The sequence below is a fragment of the Streptomyces sp. NPDC052225 genome (assembly GCF_040679615.1).
Lineage (GTDB): Bacteria > Actinomycetota > Actinomycetes > Streptomycetales > Streptomycetaceae > Streptomyces.
The window spans coordinates 158,560-177,766 of record NZ_JBFAVD010000013.1 but is presented as its reverse complement, the minus strand read 5'-3'; the positions used below and the strand labels follow the sequence as shown (position 1 = coordinate 177,766).

At 72.5% G+C, this 19,207-nt stretch carries 19 protein-coding genes; 7 read left to right on the top strand and 12 right to left on the bottom strand.

All coding sequences use genetic code 11. From position 1 onward, the window contains the following. Positions 1–295: 295 nt before the first annotated feature. Complete coding sequence (locus AB0L37_RS20820) at positions 296–955, top strand: class F sortase (RefSeq protein WP_365507226.1); 660 nt, start codon at positions 296–298, stop codon at positions 953–955. A gap of 32 nt (positions 956–987) precedes the next feature. Here AB0L37_RS20820 and AB0L37_RS20815 read toward each other — a convergent pair whose 3' ends face one another. Next, the gene (locus tag AB0L37_RS20815; protein WP_365507224.1) at positions 988–1,839 is read right to left on the bottom strand and encodes a polysaccharide deacetylase family protein; all 852 of its coding nucleotides are present in this window, start codon (positions 1,837–1,839) and stop codon (positions 988–990) included. Positions 1,840–1,966: 127 nt separating this feature from the next. Between AB0L37_RS20815 and AB0L37_RS20810 the strand changes: the two genes are divergently transcribed. Both AB0L37_RS20810 and AB0L37_RS20805 read left to right on the top strand, forming a co-directional pair. Beyond that, entirely contained in the window at positions 1,967–2,428 is a 462-nt protein-coding gene (locus AB0L37_RS20810) for a universal stress protein (RefSeq protein ID WP_365507221.1), read from the top strand. A 99-nt stretch (positions 2,429–2,527) separates the two neighbouring features. Continuing rightward, the gene (locus AB0L37_RS20805) at positions 2,528–3,973 is read left to right on the top strand and encodes an amino acid permease (protein WP_365507218.1); all 1,446 of its coding nucleotides are present in this window, start codon (positions 2,528–2,530) and stop codon (positions 3,971–3,973) included. Here the strand turns inward: AB0L37_RS20805 and AB0L37_RS20800 are convergent. Then, positions 3,960–5,138 (bottom strand): CapA family protein, encoded by a 1,179-nt coding sequence (locus AB0L37_RS20800; RefSeq protein ID WP_365507215.1) that lies wholly within the window; start codon positions 5,136–5,138, stop codon positions 3,960–3,962. The two genes, AB0L37_RS20805 and AB0L37_RS20800, sit on opposite strands and share 14 nt — an antisense overlap. Before the next feature lie 255 nt (positions 5,139–5,393). On the opposite strand from AB0L37_RS20800, the gene AB0L37_RS20795 reads away from it, so the two are divergent. Together AB0L37_RS20795 and AB0L37_RS20790 are read left to right on the top strand one after the other, a co-directional pair. Further along, positions 5,394–5,930, top strand: a complete 537-nt coding sequence (locus tag AB0L37_RS20795) for a sigma-70 family RNA polymerase sigma factor (RefSeq protein WP_365507212.1) — start codon at positions 5,394–5,396, stop codon at positions 5,928–5,930. Between the two features lie 144 nt (positions 5,931–6,074). Beyond that, positions 6,075–6,569 (top strand): hypothetical protein, encoded by a 495-nt coding sequence (locus AB0L37_RS20790; RefSeq protein ID WP_365507209.1) that lies wholly within the window; start codon positions 6,075–6,077, stop codon positions 6,567–6,569. Between the two features lie 30 nt (positions 6,570–6,599). On the opposite strand, the gene AB0L37_RS20785 is transcribed toward AB0L37_RS20790, so the two are convergent. The 4 genes from AB0L37_RS20785 to AB0L37_RS20770 are packed head-to-tail and all read right to left on the bottom strand — an operon-like array spanning position 6,600 to position 10,481. Further along, positions 6,600–7,790, bottom strand: coding sequence for a histidine kinase (locus AB0L37_RS20785; protein ID WP_365507206.1), 1,191 nt, complete (start codon positions 7,788–7,790; stop codon positions 6,600–6,602). Continuing rightward, the gene (locus AB0L37_RS20780) at positions 7,787–9,304 is read right to left on the bottom strand and encodes a cation acetate symporter (protein ID WP_365507203.1); all 1,518 of its coding nucleotides are present in this window, start codon (positions 9,302–9,304) and stop codon (positions 7,787–7,789) included. Before AB0L37_RS20780 ends, AB0L37_RS20785 begins: the two co-directional genes overlap by 4 nt. Further along, the gene (locus tag AB0L37_RS20775) at positions 9,301–9,687 is read right to left on the bottom strand and encodes a hypothetical protein (RefSeq protein ID WP_365507200.1); all 387 of its coding nucleotides are present in this window, start codon (positions 9,685–9,687) and stop codon (positions 9,301–9,303) included. Before AB0L37_RS20775 ends, AB0L37_RS20780 begins: the two co-directional genes overlap by 4 nt. A gap of 44 nt (positions 9,688–9,731) precedes the next feature. Next, positions 9,732–10,481, bottom strand: coding sequence for a LytTR family DNA-binding domain-containing protein (locus tag AB0L37_RS20770; protein ID WP_365507197.1), 750 nt, complete (start codon positions 10,479–10,481; stop codon positions 9,732–9,734). A 165-nt stretch (positions 10,482–10,646) separates the two neighbouring features. Between AB0L37_RS20770 and AB0L37_RS20765 the strand changes: the two genes are divergently transcribed. Continuing rightward, positions 10,647–11,312 carry a zf-HC2 domain-containing protein gene (locus tag AB0L37_RS20765; protein ID WP_365507194.1) on the top strand — a complete coding sequence of 222 codons (666 nt, stop codon included), beginning with the start codon at positions 10,647–10,649 and terminating at the stop codon, positions 11,310–11,312. Positions 11,313–11,323: 11 nt separating this feature from the next. Here the strand turns inward: AB0L37_RS20765 and AB0L37_RS20760 are convergent, their stop codons facing one another. Genes AB0L37_RS20760 through AB0L37_RS20750 form a run of 3 tightly spaced genes read right to left on the bottom strand, consistent with a single transcriptional unit; the run spans position 11,324 to position 15,581 of the window. Then, positions 11,324–12,184: a DNA-formamidopyrimidine glycosylase family protein gene (locus AB0L37_RS20760; protein ID WP_365507191.1), complete on the bottom strand. Its 861-nt coding sequence runs from the start codon at positions 12,182–12,184 to the stop codon at positions 11,324–11,326. Between the two features lie 13 nt (positions 12,185–12,197). Then, a complete protein-coding gene (locus AB0L37_RS20755) occupies positions 12,198–14,309 on the bottom strand; it encodes a SpoIIE family protein phosphatase (RefSeq protein WP_365507188.1) in 2,112 nt (703 codons plus the stop codon). Positions 14,310–14,348: 39 nt separating this feature from the next. Beyond that, positions 14,349–15,581, bottom strand: a complete 1,233-nt coding sequence (locus AB0L37_RS20750) for a DUF6777 domain-containing protein (RefSeq protein ID WP_365507187.1) — start codon at positions 15,579–15,581, stop codon at positions 14,349–14,351. A gap of 96 nt (positions 15,582–15,677) precedes the next feature. Between AB0L37_RS20750 and AB0L37_RS20745 the strand changes: the two genes are divergently transcribed. Then, the gene (locus AB0L37_RS20745) at positions 15,678–17,084 is read left to right on the top strand and encodes a lipase maturation factor family protein (RefSeq protein ID WP_365507184.1); all 1,407 of its coding nucleotides are present in this window, start codon (positions 15,678–15,680) and stop codon (positions 17,082–17,084) included. Here the strand turns inward: AB0L37_RS20745 and AB0L37_RS20740 are convergent. From AB0L37_RS20740 to AB0L37_RS20730, 3 genes are read right to left on the bottom strand one after another with little or no spacing between them, the layout of a single operon-like run. After that, entirely contained in the window at positions 17,045–17,905 is an 861-nt protein-coding gene (locus AB0L37_RS20740; protein WP_365507181.1) for an amidohydrolase family protein, read from the bottom strand. The two genes, AB0L37_RS20745 and AB0L37_RS20740, sit on opposite strands and share 40 nt — an antisense overlap. Continuing rightward, a complete protein-coding gene (locus tag AB0L37_RS20735) occupies positions 17,902–18,216 on the bottom strand; it encodes an L-rhamnose mutarotase (protein WP_365507178.1) in 315 nt (104 codons plus the stop codon). The genes AB0L37_RS20740 and AB0L37_RS20735 overlap by 4 nt, the downstream gene beginning before the upstream one ends. Further along, a complete protein-coding gene (locus tag AB0L37_RS20730) occupies positions 18,213–19,202 on the bottom strand; it encodes an aldo/keto reductase (protein WP_365507355.1) in 990 nt (329 codons plus the stop codon). Before AB0L37_RS20730 ends, AB0L37_RS20735 begins: the two co-directional genes overlap by 4 nt. Positions 19,203–19,207 lie beyond the last annotated feature (5 nt).

The following is a 19,207-nucleotide window of genomic DNA, read 5'->3' as shown; positions in this document are numbered from 1 at the left end:
AGAACGCCTCCCAGACGAACCCTCAGATGCCGTGCGCACGCCCGCATTTCGGGAATCGGCCGTCCCGGTGATCCGACACACCGAAGGAATTCCGTACAAGCCGATATTGCCGCAGGTCACAGACCGTCAGAAATTTCCTGACACCCGCACCTCGGATGGCTCACCCGGCCCCTGAACGGACGCGGCCGGTGCACCCGTTCGCCCTCGCCCCGTCGCTCTCCGTGCGCGGTCGACTTAGCGTTTCGGTACGCGCGACGGAGCCGGTCTCGCCGCCGGATCCAGAGGGGATGAGCGAATGTCCTACGCAAGGCCCGAAGACGAGGAGCAGCCCAGAAAGCGTGCGCCCTGGGGCGTGATAGCGCTGGTGCTGCTCACCGGTCTCGCGCTGATCCGCAACGGTTCGGGGGAATTCGACATCGGTCCGCCGCAGCCCGCGTCGGCCGCCGCCGCGGACAGCCGCACACCCACGTGGGCCACGTCCAAGGGGCCGCAGCCGCTGCCGTTCTCGCTCGTGGACCGGGTGCGGATCCCGGCGATCCGGGTGGATGCCCCGGTGACGCAGGTCGGCCTGGACGCGGAGGGCTGGGTGGACGCGCCGCCGCCCCAGGACCCGAACCTGGCGGGCTGGTTCACCGGGGCGGTGTCGCCGGGCGAGAAGGGCACGGCCGTCATCGTCGGCCACGTCGACAACATGCAGGGCCCGGCCGTGTTCTACGGGCTCGGCTCCCTCAAGAAGGGCAACCACGTCGAGGTCCGGCGCAGGGACGGCAGGACAGCCGTGTTCCAGGTGTACGGGATCGAGGTCTTCGAGAAGGCCAACTTCCCGGGCAACCGGGTCTACGGCTCCAACGGGACACCGGAGTTGCGCGTCATCACGTGCGGCGGCGGCTTCTCGAAGCAGAGCGGCTACGACGGCAACGTGGTGGCCTTCGCCCGGCTGGTGTCCGTGCGCTGACGCACGGACACCAGCGGGGGGGGATCAGACGATCAGATGCCGCGGCGGCGCGGGACGGTGATGCGGTACCCGTCGTCGATCAGCTGCGGCAGGTACTCGCGCAGCGCGGAGACGCTCTGCGAGCGGTTGCCGCCGGCGTCGTGGTTGAGGACGACGACGCCGGGCGCGGCGCCGCGAAGGACGCGGGTGACGATGGTGCCGGTGCCGGGGGTGTTCCAGTCGAGGGTGTCGACGGTCCACGCGAGGGGTTCCATGCCGAGGTCGGCGCCGAGCCGGAACGCGGCGCGGTTCCACGCCCCGTACGGCGCACGGAACCAGGCGGGGGGTTCGCCCACCGTGTCCTCGATGACCTCGCAGGTGCGCTCGATCTCGGGCCGCATACCGGAGCGGGTCATCCGGGTCAGGAGCGGATGGGTCCAGGTGTGGTTGCCGATGACGTGTCCGTCGTCGGCCATCTCGCGCAGCAGGTCCTTGTTGTCGACGGCCATCTCGCCGCACACGAAGAACATGGCGCGCACGTCGTGCTTGCGCAGCGTGCGCAGGATGTCCGGGGTGTAGCGGGGGTCGGGCCCGTCGTCGAAGGTGAGCACCATGGCGCGCTCGCCGCGCTCGAAGTCCATGCTGAGGATGGGCTTGTGACGGACCGTGAGCTTCGCGGTGGCGGCGCGCTGGGGCTCGTACCCGGCCATGGGGCGCAGCCGGTAGGCGGAGGGGTTGAGGGCGCGGGCGGCAGGCGGTCCCGCGGCGGGCGCGGCGCTCGGGCTCGCGCTCGGCGGGGAGCTCGCCCGTTCGCCGGCGGCGCAGCCGGTGAGTGCGGCCAGGCCGACGGCGGTGAACCCGCGGATCAGCGTCCGACGCCCTGCTGCGATCTGGTGCGTTTTCATGCTTTATGCGTCACACGGCGCCGGTGGCGCCGCGCAGAGCACCACCGGATGGGACGCGGGAAAGCACCCGTTCAGCCGTGACGCCCCGCCCATCGCTCCACCTGCGGGTTTCCGCTAGCCTCTGCCCGTGACCGAACAACAGCCACACCAGTTCGAGCGCGGCACCGACGGGCCCAAGGTGATCGTGGTCGGCGTCGACGGTTCCGACTCCTCCTTCCGTGCCGCGGCCTACGCGGGCGGCCTCGCCCGGCGCCAGCGGGCCCTGCTCGCCGTCGTCTACGTGCAGCCCGTGATGGCGGCGGGGGCCGCGCTCGGGGTGCCCGTCGCGGAGACGACCGACGAGATCGCGGAGGGCCTCATCGCCGAGATCCGGGAGGCCACGGAACGGGTCAAGGACATATACGACGTGCGCTGGGAGTTCCACACCTTCCGCGGCGACCCGTTCAACGGCCTGGTCACCGCCGCCGACGAGCTGAAGGCGGACGCCGTGGTGGTCGGCGCCTCGGAGCAGGCCGGTCATCGCATCGTCGGTTCGGTCGCCATCCGCCTGGTGAAGGCGGGCCGTTGGCCCGTCACAGTGGTGCCCTAGAGCCCGCGGCCGCGGGCGGGGCGTGCCGTCTTCCGTCCCTGCCGCCCCGGGTGCATCATGATCGGCCATCAGCCGTCGCGTATGCGAAGAGGTGGTCTCATGACCGTTCCCCCGAAACTGCGGATGGGCCAGGGCGTCCTGCGCCGCAAACCCATCGAACGGATCGAGGACACCGAGGCCGGCACGGAGGGCCAACGGCCGCAGCTCACCCGCACGTTGGGGCTCGGTCAGCTCACCGCGATCGGCGTGGGCGGCATCATCGGCGCGGGGATCTTCACCCTCGCCGGGACGGTCGCCAACGGCACGGCCGGGCCCGCGGTCCTCGTCTCGTTCCTGATCGCGGGCATCGCGAGTGCGGCCGCGGCCCTCTCCTACGCCGAGTTCGCGGGCCTCATCCCGAAGGCCGGATCGGCGTACACGTACGGCTACGCGGTCCTCGGCGAGCTGGCCGGCTGGTTCATCGGCTGGGACCTGCTCCTGGAGTACACGGCGATCGTCGCGGTCGTCGCGATCGGGATCTCCGGCTACTTCAGCTTCCTGCTCGGCGAGATGGGCGTGGACCTGCCGAACTGGATGCTGGGCGCTCCCGGCACCGGTGACGGCCACAAGGTCGACCTGTTCGCCGCGGCCCTCTGCCTGCTCATCGCGTATCTGCTGACGCTCGGCATCAAGAACGCGGCCCGCTTCGAGACGATCGTCGTCGTCCTGAAGGTCCTGGTGGTGCTGCTCGTCATCGGCGTGGGCTTCTTCCACATCGACACGGGCAACTACACGCCGTTCTTCCCGTTCGGGGTGAGCGGCGCGTTCACGGGTGCGGCGACGGTGTTCTTCGCCGTCTTCGGCTACGACGCGATGTCCACGGCGGCGGAGGAGTCGAAGGACGCGCAGCGTCACATGCCGAAGGCGATCCTGTACTCGCTCGCGATCTCGATGGTCCTGTACGTGCTCGCGTGCCTGGTCCTCACCGGGATGCAGAACTACAAGGACATCGACCCGGAGAGCGGCTTCTCGACCGCGTTCAAGGCGGCGGGCCTGAGCGGGCTCGCGGATGTGATCGCGGTGGGCGCCATCATCGGCATCCTGACCGTCATGTTCACGTTCATGCTGGGCGTCACCCGGGTGTGGTTCAGCATGTCCCGGGACGGGCTGCTGCCGAAGTGGTTCGCCAAGACGCATCCGACGCGGCATGTGCCGACGCGGGTCACGTGGATCGTCGGGGCCGCGTCGGCCGCCATCGCCGGGTTCCTGCCGATCGGCGAGGCGGCCGAACTGACCAATATCGGGATCCTGTTGGCGTTCGTGGTGGTGTGCGTGGCGGTGATCGTGCTGCGCTACCGGCAGCCGGAGCTGCCGCGCACGTTCCGTACGCCGGGGATGCCGGTGGTGCCCGCGGTGGGCGTCGTCTTCTCGATCTGGCTGATCACGTTCCTGCAGTGGCAGACGTGGGTGCGGTTCGCCGTCTGGTTCGTGATCGGTCTCGGGATCTACTTCGGGTACTCGTACAAGAGGTCCGAGCTGGCGAAGGTGCCGCCTACTTCCCCATGACGAGGCCGTCCCGGGCGCCGCCCCTGCCGAGGACGACGCGGCGGATCTCGTCGCGGATGCCCTCCAGGTCGGCGCCCCGGTCGATGGCGCGGTTCAGGTTGACCACGCGGTCGGAGCCGAGGTCGAACCACTGCGGGACGAACTCGGCCTTGGTGACACGCCAGCGTTCACCGGCACGGGCAGGCGGGGCGAAGGTGAAGCGGCCGATGGTGCTCATGTTGCCGCGGGCGTCCTGGGCGCCTTCGTGGTTGAACATCTCGCCGGCGATCTGGTCGCCCATGCCGTAGATGATCCAGGTGCCGTTGACCTTCTCGTACGCCTGCGGGACGTGCGCGTGGGTGCCGAGGATCAGGTCGATGTCGGGGCGGCCGTGGGTGCGCGACGCGGTGAGCTGCCGGCCGAGGGTGAGTTGGCGGGTGTCCGGGTCGTCCTGCCATTCGGTGCCCCAGTGGAGCGAGACGACGACCACGTCCGCGCCCGCCTTCCGGGCGGCGCGAGCGTCGGCGACGATGCGCTGACGGTCCATCAAGTTCACGGCCCAGGGCCTGCCTTGGGGCAGCGGGTAGCCGTTCGTGTCGTAGGTGTAGGCGAGCTGGGCGACCCTGGCGCCGCCCGCGCGCAGCCAGGCCGGGCCACGGCCCTCGGCCGCGGTGCGGCCCGAACCGGCGTGCCCGAGGCCCGCGCGGTCGAACGCGCCCAGGGTGCGGGCGATGCCGTCCGCGCCGTCGTCGAGGGTGTGGTTGGAGGCGGTGGAGCAGGAGTCGTAGCCGGTGGCGCGCAGTGCGGCGGCCACCTGCGGCGGGGACTTGAAGGCCGGGTAGCCGCTGTAGTCGCCGTCGGCGCCGTACACCGTCTCCATGTGGCAGATCGCCACGTCGGCGGCGGAGACGACCGGCTTGACGCCCGCGAGCATCGGACGGAAGTCGTAGCCGTCGCCGCCCGCGTCCTCGTTCGCCTTGGCGATGATCGACGTGTGGGGCAGGACGTCGCCGGACGCCACGAGGGTGAAGCCGCGGGCCGCCGCGGGCGCGGGCTGCCCGGAGGCGGAGGCCGAGGGGGGCGAGGGCTGCCGCTCGGGGGCGGCGGCGCAGCCCGCGCCGAGGCCCGTCAGGACGGCCGCGAGGGCGGCCGCCGCCTGCCGCGTGCGGCGCGTGCTCCGTGTCATCGACAAGGCTCCCTGGGGTCACTGGACGGAACGAGTCCGTATGTGGGTGGTTTTCGGGGTGATTTTCGCCATACGAATCCACGTACGAGCATCAGCGGGAGTCAAGTCCCCATACCGGGTACATCCCTGAATCGGCGTCACCTCGCTGGGCCACTCGGCCCGTTCACCGCACCGCTCGTCGACGGCTTCGACCGCCTGCCGCAGATCCGCGCGCGGCCCCTGGGCGGGCGCGGCGGGCTGCGTTGCCATACGCGCATGACGACGGCGCTCACGACACCCACGACACCGGAGGAGGACCTCGCCCAGGTCCAGCGGGAGCACGGCGGACCGCTGTTCTCGTACCTGCTGCGCCTGTGCGACGGGGACCGCCAGCGGGCGGAAGACCTGGTCCAGGAGACGTACGTACGGGCCTGGCAGCATCCGGAGGCGCTCGACGCGCGGTTCGAGTCGGTGCGGCCCTGGCTGTTCACGGTCGGGCGGCGGCTCGCGATCGACGCGCGGCGGGCGCGGCTCGCGCGGCCAGCCGAAGTGGGCGACGCGGTCCTGGAGAACGCGCGCGTCTGCGCCGATCACGCCGAACGGTCCGCGGCGGCGCTCGATGTGCGGGAGGCTGTGGCGACGCTCACCCCCGAGCACCGCGCCGTCCTCCTCGAGGTGTACTTCAAGGGCGCGAGTGTGGCGGAGGCCGCACGAACGCTCGGCATCCCCCCGGGTACCGTGAAGTCCCGCGCGTACTACGCGTTGCGCGCGTTGCGCCGGGTTCTTCCGGGGTATGCGTCCGACCTGCGATGAAACCGGAGGCCGGGTCAAGCCTCCGTAAAGCGCCTTGCTCAGCGTGCCGTTTTCTCGGTTGAGTAATCCGCTGTCCTCCCCGGCGAGTTGGACGGGTGGGGCCCGGGGGCCGGCGAAGCACGGACCGGAGGAAGGCAGGAAGGAATGTTGCACGGGAGCCAAGGCGGCGCGACGGGCGCCGGAGGCGAACTCACCGTACCCATGGCGTGGTTGTACGCCGAGTACATCGCGGACGAACTGTTGCGCACCGGGGATCTGATGCCCCCGACGTCCTTCGAGTTCCGGGCCGGGCGCGACGCGCTGGCCCTGACCATCTTCCTGTCCGACGCGGAGGACGAGCTGTCCGGGATCCGGGTGGTGTCGCAGCTGGAGACCTGGTCGTCGCTGACCGCCTACGACCAGCCGTGGCAGCGGTGGGTGCGCGAGCGCCTCGCCGAGCGGGAAGGGCGCGACGGCGGGAATCGGTCGCCCGATCTGGAGCTGGCCGTGGCGGCATGGAGATGGCTGGAGGAGACGGAGCTGCTCGCGGCCGACCTCGACGCGGTGCCCGTCCCCGACGAGGAGGACGGACCGCAGGTGTGGACGCCCGCCTGGCAACTCGGGCTGCCGCTCGGCCACTTGGCGATTCATTTGTTCTGAGACAGGCTCCGAGGGCGCGGGCCGGGCGGGTCAGGGCGCGTACACGCCCGCCCGGTACTTCGGGATGCGGACCGTGATCTTCATGCCCGCGCCCACGGCCGTCTCGATGACGAGGCCGTAGCCGTCGCCGAAGACCTGGCGCAGGCGTTCGTCGACGTTGGAGAGGCCGATGCCACTGGAGGCGTCGCCCTCGCCGCGCAGGATCGCCCGCAGTTCGTCGGGGTCCATGCCGACGCCGTCGTCCTCGATGACGACCTCGGCCTCGGCGCCCGCGTCCGTCGCGCCGATGGAGATGCGGCTGCGCGTGACGGCGCCCTCCAGGCCGTGCTTGACGGCGTTCTCCACCAGCGGCTGGAGGCACAGGAACGGGAGCGTGACCGGGAGGACCTCCGGGGCGATCTGGAGGGTGACGGCGAGGCGGTCGCCGAAGCGGGCACGGACCAGGGCCAAGTACTGGTCGATGGAGTGGAGTTCGTCGGCGAGGGTGGTGAACTCGCCGTGCCTGCGGAACGAGTAGCGGGTGAAGTCGGCGAATTCCAGGAGGAGTTCGCGGGCGCGCTCCGGGTCGGTACGGACGAACGACGCGATCGCCGCGAGGGAGTTGAAGATGAAGTGCGGGGAGATCTGCGCGCGCAGCGCCTTGATCTCCGCTTCGATGAGGCGGGTGCGGGAGCGGTCGAGTTCGGCGAGTTCGAGCTGGACCGAGACCCAGCGGGCGACCTCGTCGGTGGCGCGGGCCAGGACGGCGGACTCGCGGGGCGCGTAGGCGACGACGGTGCCGAGGACGCGGCCGTCGGCGACGACCGGGGCGGCGACCGCCCAGCGCAGCGGGCAGTCGACGGCGTCGCAGCCGCACGCGAAGGCGACGGTGCGCCCGCCGGCCAGGGCCGGGGCCACCTGGTCCATGACGTGCTGGGCGTGCGGGTGCTCGGCGGCGCCGTCCCAGGCGAGGACGGCCCCGCGGTTGGTGACGGCCAGGGCCTCCGTGCCGAGGAGCGTGCGCAGCCGGCGGGCGGACTTGCGGGCGGTGTCCTCGGTGAGGCCCGCGCGCAGGGCGGGGGCGGCGAGCGAGGCCGTGTGCAGGGTCTCGAAGGTGGCGCGCTCGACCGGGGTGCCGACGTCGCTGTGGCCCGCGCGGTGGGCGCGCCGGCCCAGGAGGAAGCCCGCGCCGAGCAGGACGGGGCACAGGGCGAGCAGCGTGGCCGTCACGGCGCCGCTCATGGCGTACCGCCCCCGCTCTTCAGGGCCTCCGGGAGGTGCAGGCGGGTCATGGTGGCCGTCGTGTGCGGCGGGATGGCGTCCGGCGTCGCCAGGGACACCAGGATCATCGCGAGGAAGCCGACCGGCACCGACCAGACCGCCGGCCACGCCAGGAGGGTGTGCAGCCAGCCGGAGGTGGCGGCCCCGAAGACGGTCAGCGTGACGGCCAGGAGTGCCGAGCCGCCGCCGAGGAACAGACCGGCCAGGGCGCCGGGCGGGGTGAGGCGGCGCCACCAGATGCCGAGGACCAGCAGGGGGCAGAAGGAGGACGCGGAGACCGCGAACGCCATGCCGACCGCGTCGGCCACCGGGACACCGTCCACCAGGAGCGCTCCGGCGAGCGCGACGCCCATGGCGAGGACCACGCCGAGCCTGAAGTGCCGTACGCCGCGCGCCGGAAGGACGTCCTGGCTCACCACGCCCGCGACGGCCATCGTCAGGCCCGACGCCGTGGACAGGAACGCGGCGAAGGCCCCGCCCGCCACGAGAGCGCCGAGCAGGTCCCCCGCCACCCCGTCGACCACGCGGCCGGGGAGCAGCAGCACGGTGGCGTCGGCGTCCTGGGTGGCGGTGAGTTCAGGGGCGTAGACCCGGCCGAGCCAGCCGTAGAGCGGCGGCAGGAGGTAGAAGGTGCCGATCAGGGCGAGGACGACGACGGTGGTGCGGCGGGCCGCGCGGCCGTTCGGGCTCGTGTAGAAGCGGACAACGACGTGCGGCAGGCCCATCGTGCCGAGGAACGTGGCGACGATCAGTCCGTACGTGGCGTAGAGCGGATGGTCGGCGCGGCTGGTGGCCAGGGGCCGGCCCGCGCCCACCCCGGCGGACGGGACGTCGGTGGCCGGGAAGCCGGGCGGGGTCGCACCCTGCCCGCGCCAGGCGAGGAGCAGGAAGAAGGCGGGGACGAGGAGCGCCGTCAGCTTCAGCCAGTACTGGAAGGCCTGGACGAAGGTGATGGAGCGCATGCCGCCCGCCGCCACGGCGAGGACCACGACGGCGGCGACCAGGGCCCCGCCGAACCAGCGCGGCGCCCCGGTGAGGATCTGCAACGTCAGCCCGGCGCCCTGGAGTTGGGGCACCAGGTAGAGCCAGCCCGCGCCGACCACGAACATGCTGACCACGCGGCGCACCTGCCGGGACTCCAGGCGGCCCTCGGCGAAGTCGGGGAGCGTGTAGGCGCCGGAGCGGCGCAGCGGGGCCGCGACGAAGACCAGGAGGACGAGGTAGCCGGCGGTGTAGCCGACCGGGTACCAGAGCATGTCCGGGCCGTGGACGAGGAGCAGCCCCGCGACGCCGAGGAACGACGCCGCGGAGAGGTATTCGCCGCTGATGGCGGCCGCGTTGAGGCGGGGTCCGACGGTGCGCGACGCCACGTAGAAGTCCGAGGTCGTGCGGGAGATGCGCAGGCCGAAGCCGCCGATGAGGACGGTGGCGAGGACGACGACGGCCACCGCGGGTATCGCGTACGCCTCGTTCACGGCGCTCCGTTGCCGACGGCGTCGCCGGTGTCGCGGCCGCGTACGAGGGCCGCGAAGTCGTGTTCGTTGCGCTCGGCGCGGCGCACGTACCACCAGGCGATGAGGACGAGGAACGGGTAGCAGCAGAAGCCGAGGACGAGCCACTCGACGGCCGCGTTGCGCAGGGCGCCGAAGAACAGGGGCAGAACCGCGACGGGCACGGCGAGGACCACGAACGCGGCGACTCCGGCGCGCAGTTGGCTGCGCATGAGGGAGCGGACGTAGGCGGCGCCGAGCATCGTCTGCTCGTCGATCTCCCCCTGCGTGCGCAGGCCGGGGAGACCGGCCGCGCCGTGCACGGTGCGCGGCTCGCCGGTCACCACCTGCCGTCGGGGTTCGGACACGGGCGGAGTGTAGGCAGGCCGGGACGCCCGAAGGAAGGGGCTGATCAGCCGGTGGCCCTGCGCATGAGGAGTTCGCGCACGCGGCTGGCGTGGCGGCGGCTGACGGCGATCTCGGCGGCGCCGACGCGGACGGTCATCCCGCCGCCGTCGAGCCGCAGTTCGTCGATGCGGTGCAGGGAGACGAGGTGGCTGCGGTGGACCCGCACGAACCCGAGCGCCTGCCAGCGCTCCTCCAGGGTGGTGAGCGGGATGCGCACGAGATGGCTGGTGCCGTCGGCGGTGTGCAGGCGCGCGTAGTCGCCCTGCGCCTCGGCGTACGTGATGTCGGAGACGGCCACGAGGCGGGTGACGCCGCCGAGTTCGACGGGTATCCGGTCGGCGACGGCGGTGGGCGGCGGGGCGACGGCCGCGCGTTCGGCGACGCGGCGCACGGCCTCGGCGAGGCGTTCGCGGCGTACGGGCTTGAGGAGGTAGTCGACGGCCTTGAGCTCGAAGGCCTGGACGGCGAAGTCCTCGTGGGCGGTGACGAAGACGACGAGCGGCGGCCGGGCGAAGCCCGCGAGCAGCCGGGCGACGTCGAGCCCGGTGAGGCCCGCCATCTGGATGTCGAGGAACAGCACGTCGATGGCGCCGTCGCCGCCGGGCCCCTCCTCCAGGGCGCGGCCGATGCGGCGCAGCGCCTCGTTGGCGTCGGTGGCTCCTTCGGCGGTGCGCACGCGCGGGTCGGCGCGCAGGAGGTAGAGGAGTTCGGCGAGGGCGGGTTCCTCGTCGTCGACGGCCAGTACGCGCAGCATGCGCCGGAGTGTAATCGCGCGGTCGCTTGAATGAATCGCCTGCCTCTTGCGTACCCGGGAGAGCCTGCCTATGAACCCCCGTCGTCCGCCCGGAGGGCGCACGCACCGAACGCCGCTGCGCAGGCGGGGGTTCAAAGGCAGGCTCTCAGAGAGCAGGAGGAACACATGAGGTCCCTGGAACGGCATCGCGACGCGGGTGCGTACGCGCTGGGGGTCCTCGACACGGCGGACCGGTTCCGCTTCGAGGACCATCTCGTCGAGTGCGCGGCGTGCGCGCGGTACGTCGGTGAAGTGCGGCCCGCGACACAGCTGTTGGGCGTGTACGCGCGGGCGACTCCGCCGCACGTCGACCTGTTCGCGCGGCCGCCCGCGCCCGCGCTCGTCGACCGTGCGGTGGACCGGCTCGGCGTGCTGCACCGGGCGGCGCGGCGCCGGTGGTGGGGCGCGGGCGTCGCGGTGGCGCTGCTGCTCGCGATCGCGGGGCAGGGCGCGGCGATGCTGTCCGGCGCGGGGACGGGGGACGCGGCGGACCTGACGCTGCGCGGGCGGGACGCCAGGTCCGGGGTGGCCGCGACGCTGACCGCCGACGCGCGGGCGTGGGGCACGGACGTGGGCCTCGACGTGCGCGATCCGGGCGGGCCCCGGGTGTGCGAGCTGGTCGCGGTGGGCCGGGACGGGTCCGAGCAGCCGGTCGCGACGTGGTCGGTGGACGGTGGGCGTGAGGGGCGGGTCTCGATCGACGGCGGGGCGGCGGCGCGGCCCGGTGAGATCGCGCGGTTCGAGGTACGGGCGGTCGGCGGGCAGCGGTTGCTCACGCTGCCGGTGCGGTGACGGCGGGCGGGCTACTTCAGCAGGCGTGACATACGCCGGTCCGCCAGCGGCTTGCCGCCGGTCTGGCAGGTCGGGCAGTACTGGAGCGAGCTGTCGGCGAAGCTGACCTCGCGGATCGTGTCCCCGCAGACCGGACAGGCTTCGCCGGTACGTCCGTGCACGCGCAGCCCGCTCTTCTTCTCGGCCTTGAGGCGTCCGGCGGCGACACCGCGCGAGCGCTCGACAGCGCCGGTGAGGGTGGTGCGCAGCGCCTCGTAGAGGGTGTGGACGTCGTCGGGCGTCAGGGTCGGGACCCGCTTGAACGGGGACATGCGGGCGGCGTGCAGGATCTCGTCGCTGTAGGCGTTGCCGATCCCGGCGATCAGCGACTGGTCGCGCAGGGCGCCCTTGAGCTGCCGCCGCTCCCCCGCGAGGAGCTTCGCGAACGCGGCCTCGTCGAAGTCGTCGGCGAGCGGATCGGGACCGAGGCGGGCGACGCCGGGAACGTCGCCGGGGTCGTGGACGACGTAGACGGCGAGCTTCTTCGTCGTACCGGCTTCGGTGAGGTCGAAGCCCTCGCCGGTCGCGAGTGCGACGCGCAGGGCGAGCGGGCCCTTGCCGGGTTTGGGCGGGCCGTCGGGGAGGCGGTCCTTCCAGTGCAGCCAGCCCGCGCGGGCCAGGTGCGTGACGAGGTGCAGGCCGTCCGCGTCGATGTCGAGGAACTTTCCGTGCCGCGCGACGGCGGTGACGGTCCGGCCTTCGAGGGCGGTGAGCGGAGGGTCGTACGTCTTCATGACGCTGATCGCGACGGGCAGCACACGGACGATCTCGCGCCCCACCAGGTGCTCGGTGAGGAAGTCCCTGAGCGCCGCCACTTCGGGCAGTTCGGGCATACGCTCCAGCCTCTCACTCGCGTGCGGGGACGACGAACTCGCACCAGACGCACTTGCCGCCACCCCGCGCCTCCACGCCCCACACGTCGGCGATCCGGTCGACGAGGAGCAGGCCGCGGCCCGAGACGCCGGACTCGCCGGCTTCGCGGCGGCGCGGCAGGGCGCTGGAGGTGTCCTCCACGTCGACCCGCAGTCTTCGGTCGGTGCCGGTCAGCACGCGCAGCGTCACGACGGCGGGGCCGTCGGTGTGCATGAGGGCGTTGGTGATCAGCTCGTCGGCGATCAGCTCGATCTCGTCGGCGCGTTCGCGGGCGCCCCAGGCGCGCACGGCGGCGCGGATCATGTGACGGGCCGCCGCGAGCGCGTCGGGGTCGCCGGGCGGTACGTGTTCGGTGAGGCGGCCGCCGCTCTGCGTGGCGCCCGCGCCGCGGCGGCGCAGCAGCAGGAGCGCCACGTCGTCCTCGCCGCCGCGTTCGTCGACCGACGCGCACAGCTTGTCGGCGAGCCGGTCCACGTCGGCGGGGCCGCTGCCGATCATCGCGGTGAGGGCGTGCAACCCGTCGTCGAGGTCGGTGCCGGGCTGTTCGACGAGACCGTCGGTGCACAGCAACAGGGTCTCGCCCGGGTCGAGTTCGACAGTGGTCACGGGGTATTCGAGGCGTCCGAACTCGGCGGACAGGCCGAGCGGCAGGCCGCCGTCGACGGGCACCTTGCGGCAGGTGCCGTCGGTGCGGCGCAGCAGCGGGTCGAGGTGTCCGGCGCGGACGAGCTGGACGACGCCGGTCGACAGGTCGGCCTCCGCGTACAGGCAGGTCGCGAAGCGTTCGGTGTCGAGTTCGTGGAGGAAGACGGAGGCGCGGGCCATGACGGTCGCGGGGGTGTGGCCCTCGGCCGCGTAGGCGCGCAGCACGATGCGCAGCTGCCCCATGACGGCGGCGGCGTGCGTGTCGTGGCCCTGGACGTCGCCGATGACGGCGCCGACGCGGCCGCCGGGCAGCGGGATCACGTCGTACCAGTCGCCGCCGATGTCGCGTCCTGCGGACTGGCCGGAGGCGGCGCGGTAGCGGACGGCGATGTCGGCGCCGGGCACGTCCGGGATGGTGCGCGGCAGCATGGCCTGCTGGAGGCCCTGGGCGAGGTCCTTCTCCTGCTCGTAGAACATGGCGCGCTGGAGGCTCTGCGCGATGCTGCTGCCGAGGGCGACGAGGACGTTGCGCTCGGACTGCGTGAAGCCCTTGCGGTCGTGGTAGAGCAGGCCGACGGAGCCGATGGGCCGGGCCTGCGCGATGAGCGGCAGGTAGGCGGCCGAGCGGATGCCGAGGTGGGTGATGTGCGGCCACAGCAGCGGGTACGAGCGGGCGAAGTCCTCCGGCGACTCGATGAAGCGTGGCGTGAGCGTGCGCACGACCTCGCTCATCGGGTACGGGTCGTCGACGCGGGTGACGTGCGTGCCGGGCACGAAACTGCCGGAGGGGCCCTCGGCGACCAGGTGGATGCGGCCCGCCCTGACCAGGCCCATGACGAAGCTGGTCGCGCCGAGGTGCTCGATGCCGTGCGTCTCGCGCAGGACGTCGATGACCTCCTTGACGGTGCGGGCGTGCGCGAGGGCGGCGGTGGTGCTCTGCACGACGCTGGTCTCGCGGCGCCGGACGGCCTCGCGGGCGGCGCGCTCGTGCTGCACGGTGGCGTCGTTGAGTTCGTCGGTGGCGTCGCGCACGATGCCGGCGATGCGGTACGGGCGGCCGCGCTCGTCGCGGCGGATGTAACCGCGGGTGTGGGTCCAGCGCAGGTGGCCCTCGCGGGTGCGGATGCGGAAGTAGGCGCCGTAGTTCTCGTCGCCGTTCTTGAGGGCCTGGGAGACGAGGCCGTCGAGCCGGACGCCCTCGGCGGGCGGGACGCGCAGCGAGAGCGTCTCGGGGCGGCCGTCGTACTCCTCGGGCGTGACGTCGAAGACGGCGTGGGCCTGCGCGTCCATGTGCATCAGGCCCGAGTCGAGGTCCCACTCGAAGCTGCCCATGCGCAGGCCCCGCCCGTACTCCTCCAGAAATCCGCGCGAGGAGTCCTCCGGGCGCTCCCCGCCCGGGGAATCGCCGGGCTCCTCGCCGCCCCCGCTACCCGCGTCCATAGGGCCACGCTAGGCGCAGGGCGGGGGCCTCGCACTCGGTCAGCTCGCCGGTCCGTCCTCGTCGAAGGAGGGCGTGTCGTCCGTGGCGTCGGGGATCAGTCCGCCGCCGTCGGGCTGGTCGGGGCTGTCGGGGACGGTCTGGGGGCCGGACTCCTCGGTGCCGGGGTTGTCGGTGCCGTCAGTGCCGTCGGTGCCGTCCGGGGAGTCGGTACCGGGATCGGTACCCGTGTCCGGTGAGGTCGGCGCGTCCGGGGGCAGGGTCTGCGTGGACGTCGGTGTCGGGCAGCCGGACGGCCAGGGCGAGGGAGTGCCCGTCGGGGTGCCGGTGGGCGTCGCCGTGGCCGTGGGACAGGCGGTACTGGTGGCGTCGTCCGGGCTCGCGGTGTCGCTGTCGGAGTCGCTGGGCGCCGGTGACGTCGAGGAGCCGTCGGGGGACGGCGAGGACGAGGACGAGTCCGGGTCGGGGCTCGGCTGCGTCGGCGTCGGGGTCGGGGTGGGCGGCGGCACGGTGCGGTCCGTGTGGCCGTTGTCGCCGATCGGCCGCTCGATCCAGGTGTTGTTGACGACGTTGATGATCGTGATGTTCTGGATGACCGTCGTCGACGGGGCCACGATGACGACCTTCGTCGGTTCGTAGCCGCGCCACGGCTGACCCTGGTGGCTCGGCGCGCTCTTGAAGGCGACCGGCGGCTTGAGCGGGTTGCCGCAGGCACAGCGCACGCGCGGCATGCCGTGACTGTCGACCATCACGGCGGTACCGGACTGGAGGACGGACTGGAACGTGGTGGCGTGCCCGTCGCTGTAGCCGTGGTTGGTGACGCGGGTGTCGACGCGCAGGACCACGGAGGTCAGGCCGCGCAGGAAACCCGGGATGTCGGCCGCGTCGATGCCGGAGGCCTGCGCGAACGCCGAGGCCTTGGCCTGGTCGGCGGTGAGGAAGCGGATCTGCCGCTCGACGTCGCAGCTGCCGAGGGACTTGGTGCCGCCGTAGAGGCCGGGGGTCTCGCCCGAGTACGTCTGTTCGCCCTGTGCGCTCGGCGGAGCGGTCGGGGTCGGTTGCGGCGTTCGGGTGACGGGCGGCGGGCTTTCCTCCGCGGTGGCGGTGGACTCGGTGAAGGGGTCGGGGCCCTGCGCCGCCACGGGTTGCAGGAACAGTTCGCCCTTGCTGTCGGAAGCGTTCTCGTCGCCGCCGCCTGAGCATCCGGCGAGCAGCAGCGCCGCGGATATCCCGAGCGCGGTGACATACGTTCTGGTCCTGGTCCGTGCGCGCACCTGTTCTCCCACCTGGGCACCGGCAGTCTGTCCTTCCAGTGCGGACCGGACGGGCGGACCCCGCAAGTGGTGGCGTCGCGGGCACACACTGGAGGGGTGGAGTGGTTCACGGCGTCCGACTACTGGCTGAGCCGCCTGGTCTTCCAGCGCGGCCTGGCGGCGCTGTACCTGGTGGCGTTCGTCGGGGCGGCGGTGCAGTTCCGGCCGCTGATCGGCGCGCGCGGGATGCTGCCGGTGCCGCGGTTCCTGGCCCGGGTGCCGTGGCAGCGGGCGCCGACGGTGTTCCGGCTGCACTACTCGGACCGGTTCTTCGCGCTCTGTGCGTGGTCGGGCGCCGTCGTCGCGGGGGCGCTGCTCGCCGGGGCCGACGGGCTGCTTCCGCTGTGGGGCGCGATGCTGCTGTGGCTGGTGCCGTGGGCCCTGTATCTGTCGATCGTGAACGTGGGGCAGACCTGGTACGGCTTCGGCTGGGAGTCGCTGCTCCTGGAGACCGGGTTCCTCGCGGTGTTCCTCGGCAACGACGAGGTGGCGCCGCCGGTCCTGGTGCTCTTCCTGCTGCGCTGGGTGCTGTTCCGCCTGGAGTTCGGGGCGGGTCTGATCAAGATGCGGGGCGACGCGTGCTGGCGGAAGCTGACGTGCCTGTACTTCCATCACGAGACGCAGCCGATGCCGGGACCGCTGAGCTGGTTCTTCCACCGTCTGCCGCGCCCGCTGCACAAGGTGGAGGCCGCGGCGAACCATGTGACCCAACTCGGCGTGCCGTTCCTGCTGTTCACACCGCAGCCGGTCGCGTCGGCGGCGGCCGCGCTGATGATCGTGACGCAGCTGTGGCTGATCCTGTCGGGGAACTTCGCGTGGCTGAACTGGCTCGCCGTGGTCCTCGCGGTCCCGGCCCTGGACCTGTCGCCGCTGCGTACGCCGCCCGCGCTGCCCGCCGCCCCGCTCTGGTACGAGGTCCTCGTCGCGGCCCTGACGGTGCTTGTCGCCGCGCTCAGCTACCGGCCGGTGCGCAATCTGTTCTCGCGGCGCCAGTCGATGAACCGGTCGTACGACGCATTGCACCTGGTCAACACGTACGGGGCGTTCGGCACGGTCGGCCGGGTCCGGCACGAGATCGTGGTCGAGGGCACGGCGGACGAGGTGCCGCGGCGCGAATCGGCGTGGCTGGCCTACGAGTTCAAGGGCAAGCCGGGCGATCCTTCGCGCCTGCCGCGGCAGTTCGCGCCGTACCATCTGCGGCTCGACTGGATGATGTGGTTCGCGGCGCTGTCGCCCGCGTACGCGCGCTCGTGGTTCGAGCCGTTCGTGGAGCGACTCCTGGAGGGCGACCGGGACACGCTGCGGCTGCTGCGGCACTGCCCGTTCCCGGACGCGCCGCCGGCGCACATCCGGGCGCGCGTGTACCGCTACCGCTTCACGACGTGGCGCGAGCTGCGGGCGACGGGGGCGTGGTGGGAGCGGACCTATGTACGGGAGTTCCTGCCGCCGACCCGGCTGAGGTAGACGCGCCGGGCGGTACCGGCGAAGACATCGGGATCGAGGCCGCCCACCAACTCCACCGCCGTATCGAGGACTTGGCCGTATGTCGCCGCGAGGGTGCACACCGGCCAGTCGGAGCCGAACATCAGGCGCTCGGGCCCGAAGGCGTCCAGGACCGTGTCCGCGTACGGGCGCAGGGTGTCGGCGCTCCAGTGCCGCCAGTCGGCCTCGGTGACCATGCCGGAGAGTTTGCAGACCGTGTTCGGGAGCGCGGCGAGGGCTCGTATGTGCGCGGACCACGGATCCCGCTCCCCCGTGGCGATCGGCGGCTTGCCCACGTGGTCGAGGACGAAGGTGAGTTCGGGGTGGCGTGCGGCCGCCTCGGCGCAGGCGGGGAGCTGGTGCGGCAGGACCACGAGGTCGTACACGAGTCCGGCGTCGGCGACGGCGGTCAGGCCGCGGCGCACGTCGGGGCGGAGCAGCCACCGCGGGTCCGGCTCGCCCTGGACCTGGTGCCGGATGCCCACCAGGTGCTCGCCGCCCGGGAGTCGGCGCAGGGCGGCGAGGGTGTCGGACACGTCGGGGCGGGTCAGGTCGGTCCAGCCGACGACGGCCGCGACGAGGTCGCTGCGCCCGGCGAGGGCGAGGAACTCGGGGGTCTCCTCGGCGACGGTCACGGTCTGCACGAGGACGGTGGCCGTGACGCCCGCGGCGCGCGCGTCGGGGGCGAGGTCGTCGAGGGTGAAGTCGCGGCGTATCGGGGCGAGTTCGGGTCCGGTGATCCAGTCCTGGTCGCGGACGGAGAGGTCCCAGACGTGGTGGTGGGCGTCGACGATCGCGGTCATGGCAGCTCCCAGACGACGGGGAGCCCGGCGTCGGCGCCCTCTGCCGAGTAGTCGTGGGTGACGTCGAGGAGTTCGCCCATGCGGGCCTGCCAGGCGATGTTGACGGGGAGCTTGTCGAGTTCGGCGAGCATGCGCGCGTAGTCCTCGCATTCCAGGACGTGGAAGAGGTCCGTGCCGCTGCGCCAGATCGTCCACCGGGTGGCGCCCGCCGCGCGGATGGCGGCGACGAGTTCGGCGGGGACCTCGCGGTGGGCGGCCTCGTACTCGGCGATGCGGTCGGCGCGGACCGTGGTGTGCAGGGCGACTCTCACGCGGGCTTCTCCCGTTCGGGGGTGGGGACGTCGGCTGCCAGGAGGTGGTGTTCACGGGCCTCCTGCCAGAACGCGTCCGGCACAGGTGTCGCGAACTGCCGTACGGTGTCGGCGACTTCGGCCACCGAACGCGCCCCCGCGAGGACGCTCGTCACCGCCGGGTGGCCGAAGGGGAAGGCGAGGGCGGCGGCGCGCAGCGTGGTGCCGTGCCGCTCGGCGAGGGCCTTCCACGTCAGGGCGCGGGAGACGGCGCTCGGCGAGGCGAGGGAGTAGTCGAAGGTGGCGCCCTGGCGGGGGTCGGCGAGCAGGCCGGAGTTGAAGACGCCGCCGATGACGACGGACACGCCGCGTCGGGCGGCCGCGGGCAGCAGCGCGGTCAGGGCCCGCTGGTCGAGGAGGGTGTAGCGCCCCGCGCACAGGACGACGTCGACGTCGGTGTCGCGGACGAACCGGGTGAGCATCCCGGCCTGGTTCATCCCGGCGCCGATGGCGTCCACCAGGCCCTCGGCACGCATCCGTTCCAGCTCGGGGTACGCCTCGCCGAAGGCCTGTTCGGCGTGGTCGTCGGGGTCGTGGAGGTAGGCGATGTCGATGCGGTCCAGGCCGAGGCGGCCGAGGCTCTCCTCGATCGAGCGGCGCACCCCGGAGGCGCTGAAGTCCCAGACCCGACGGTGTGTGGCGGGCACCGCGAAACCGTGGGCCAGGTCGTCACCGCCGCCGTCGTACGGCTCCAGAAGCCGCCCGACCTTGGTGGAGAGGGTGTACGAGGTGGTGGTCCTGGTCCGCAGGAACGCGCCGACGCGGCGTTCGGACAGGCCGATGCCGTAGTGCGGGGCGGTGTCGAAGTAGCGGATCCCCGCGTCCCAGGCGGCGTCGAGCGCGTCGTACGCCTCGTCGTCGCGGACCGGGGTGTACAGGTTGCCGATGCCGCCGGCGCCGTAGCCGAGTTCGGTGACGGGGGCGCCGCTGCGGCCGAGGGTGCGGATACGCA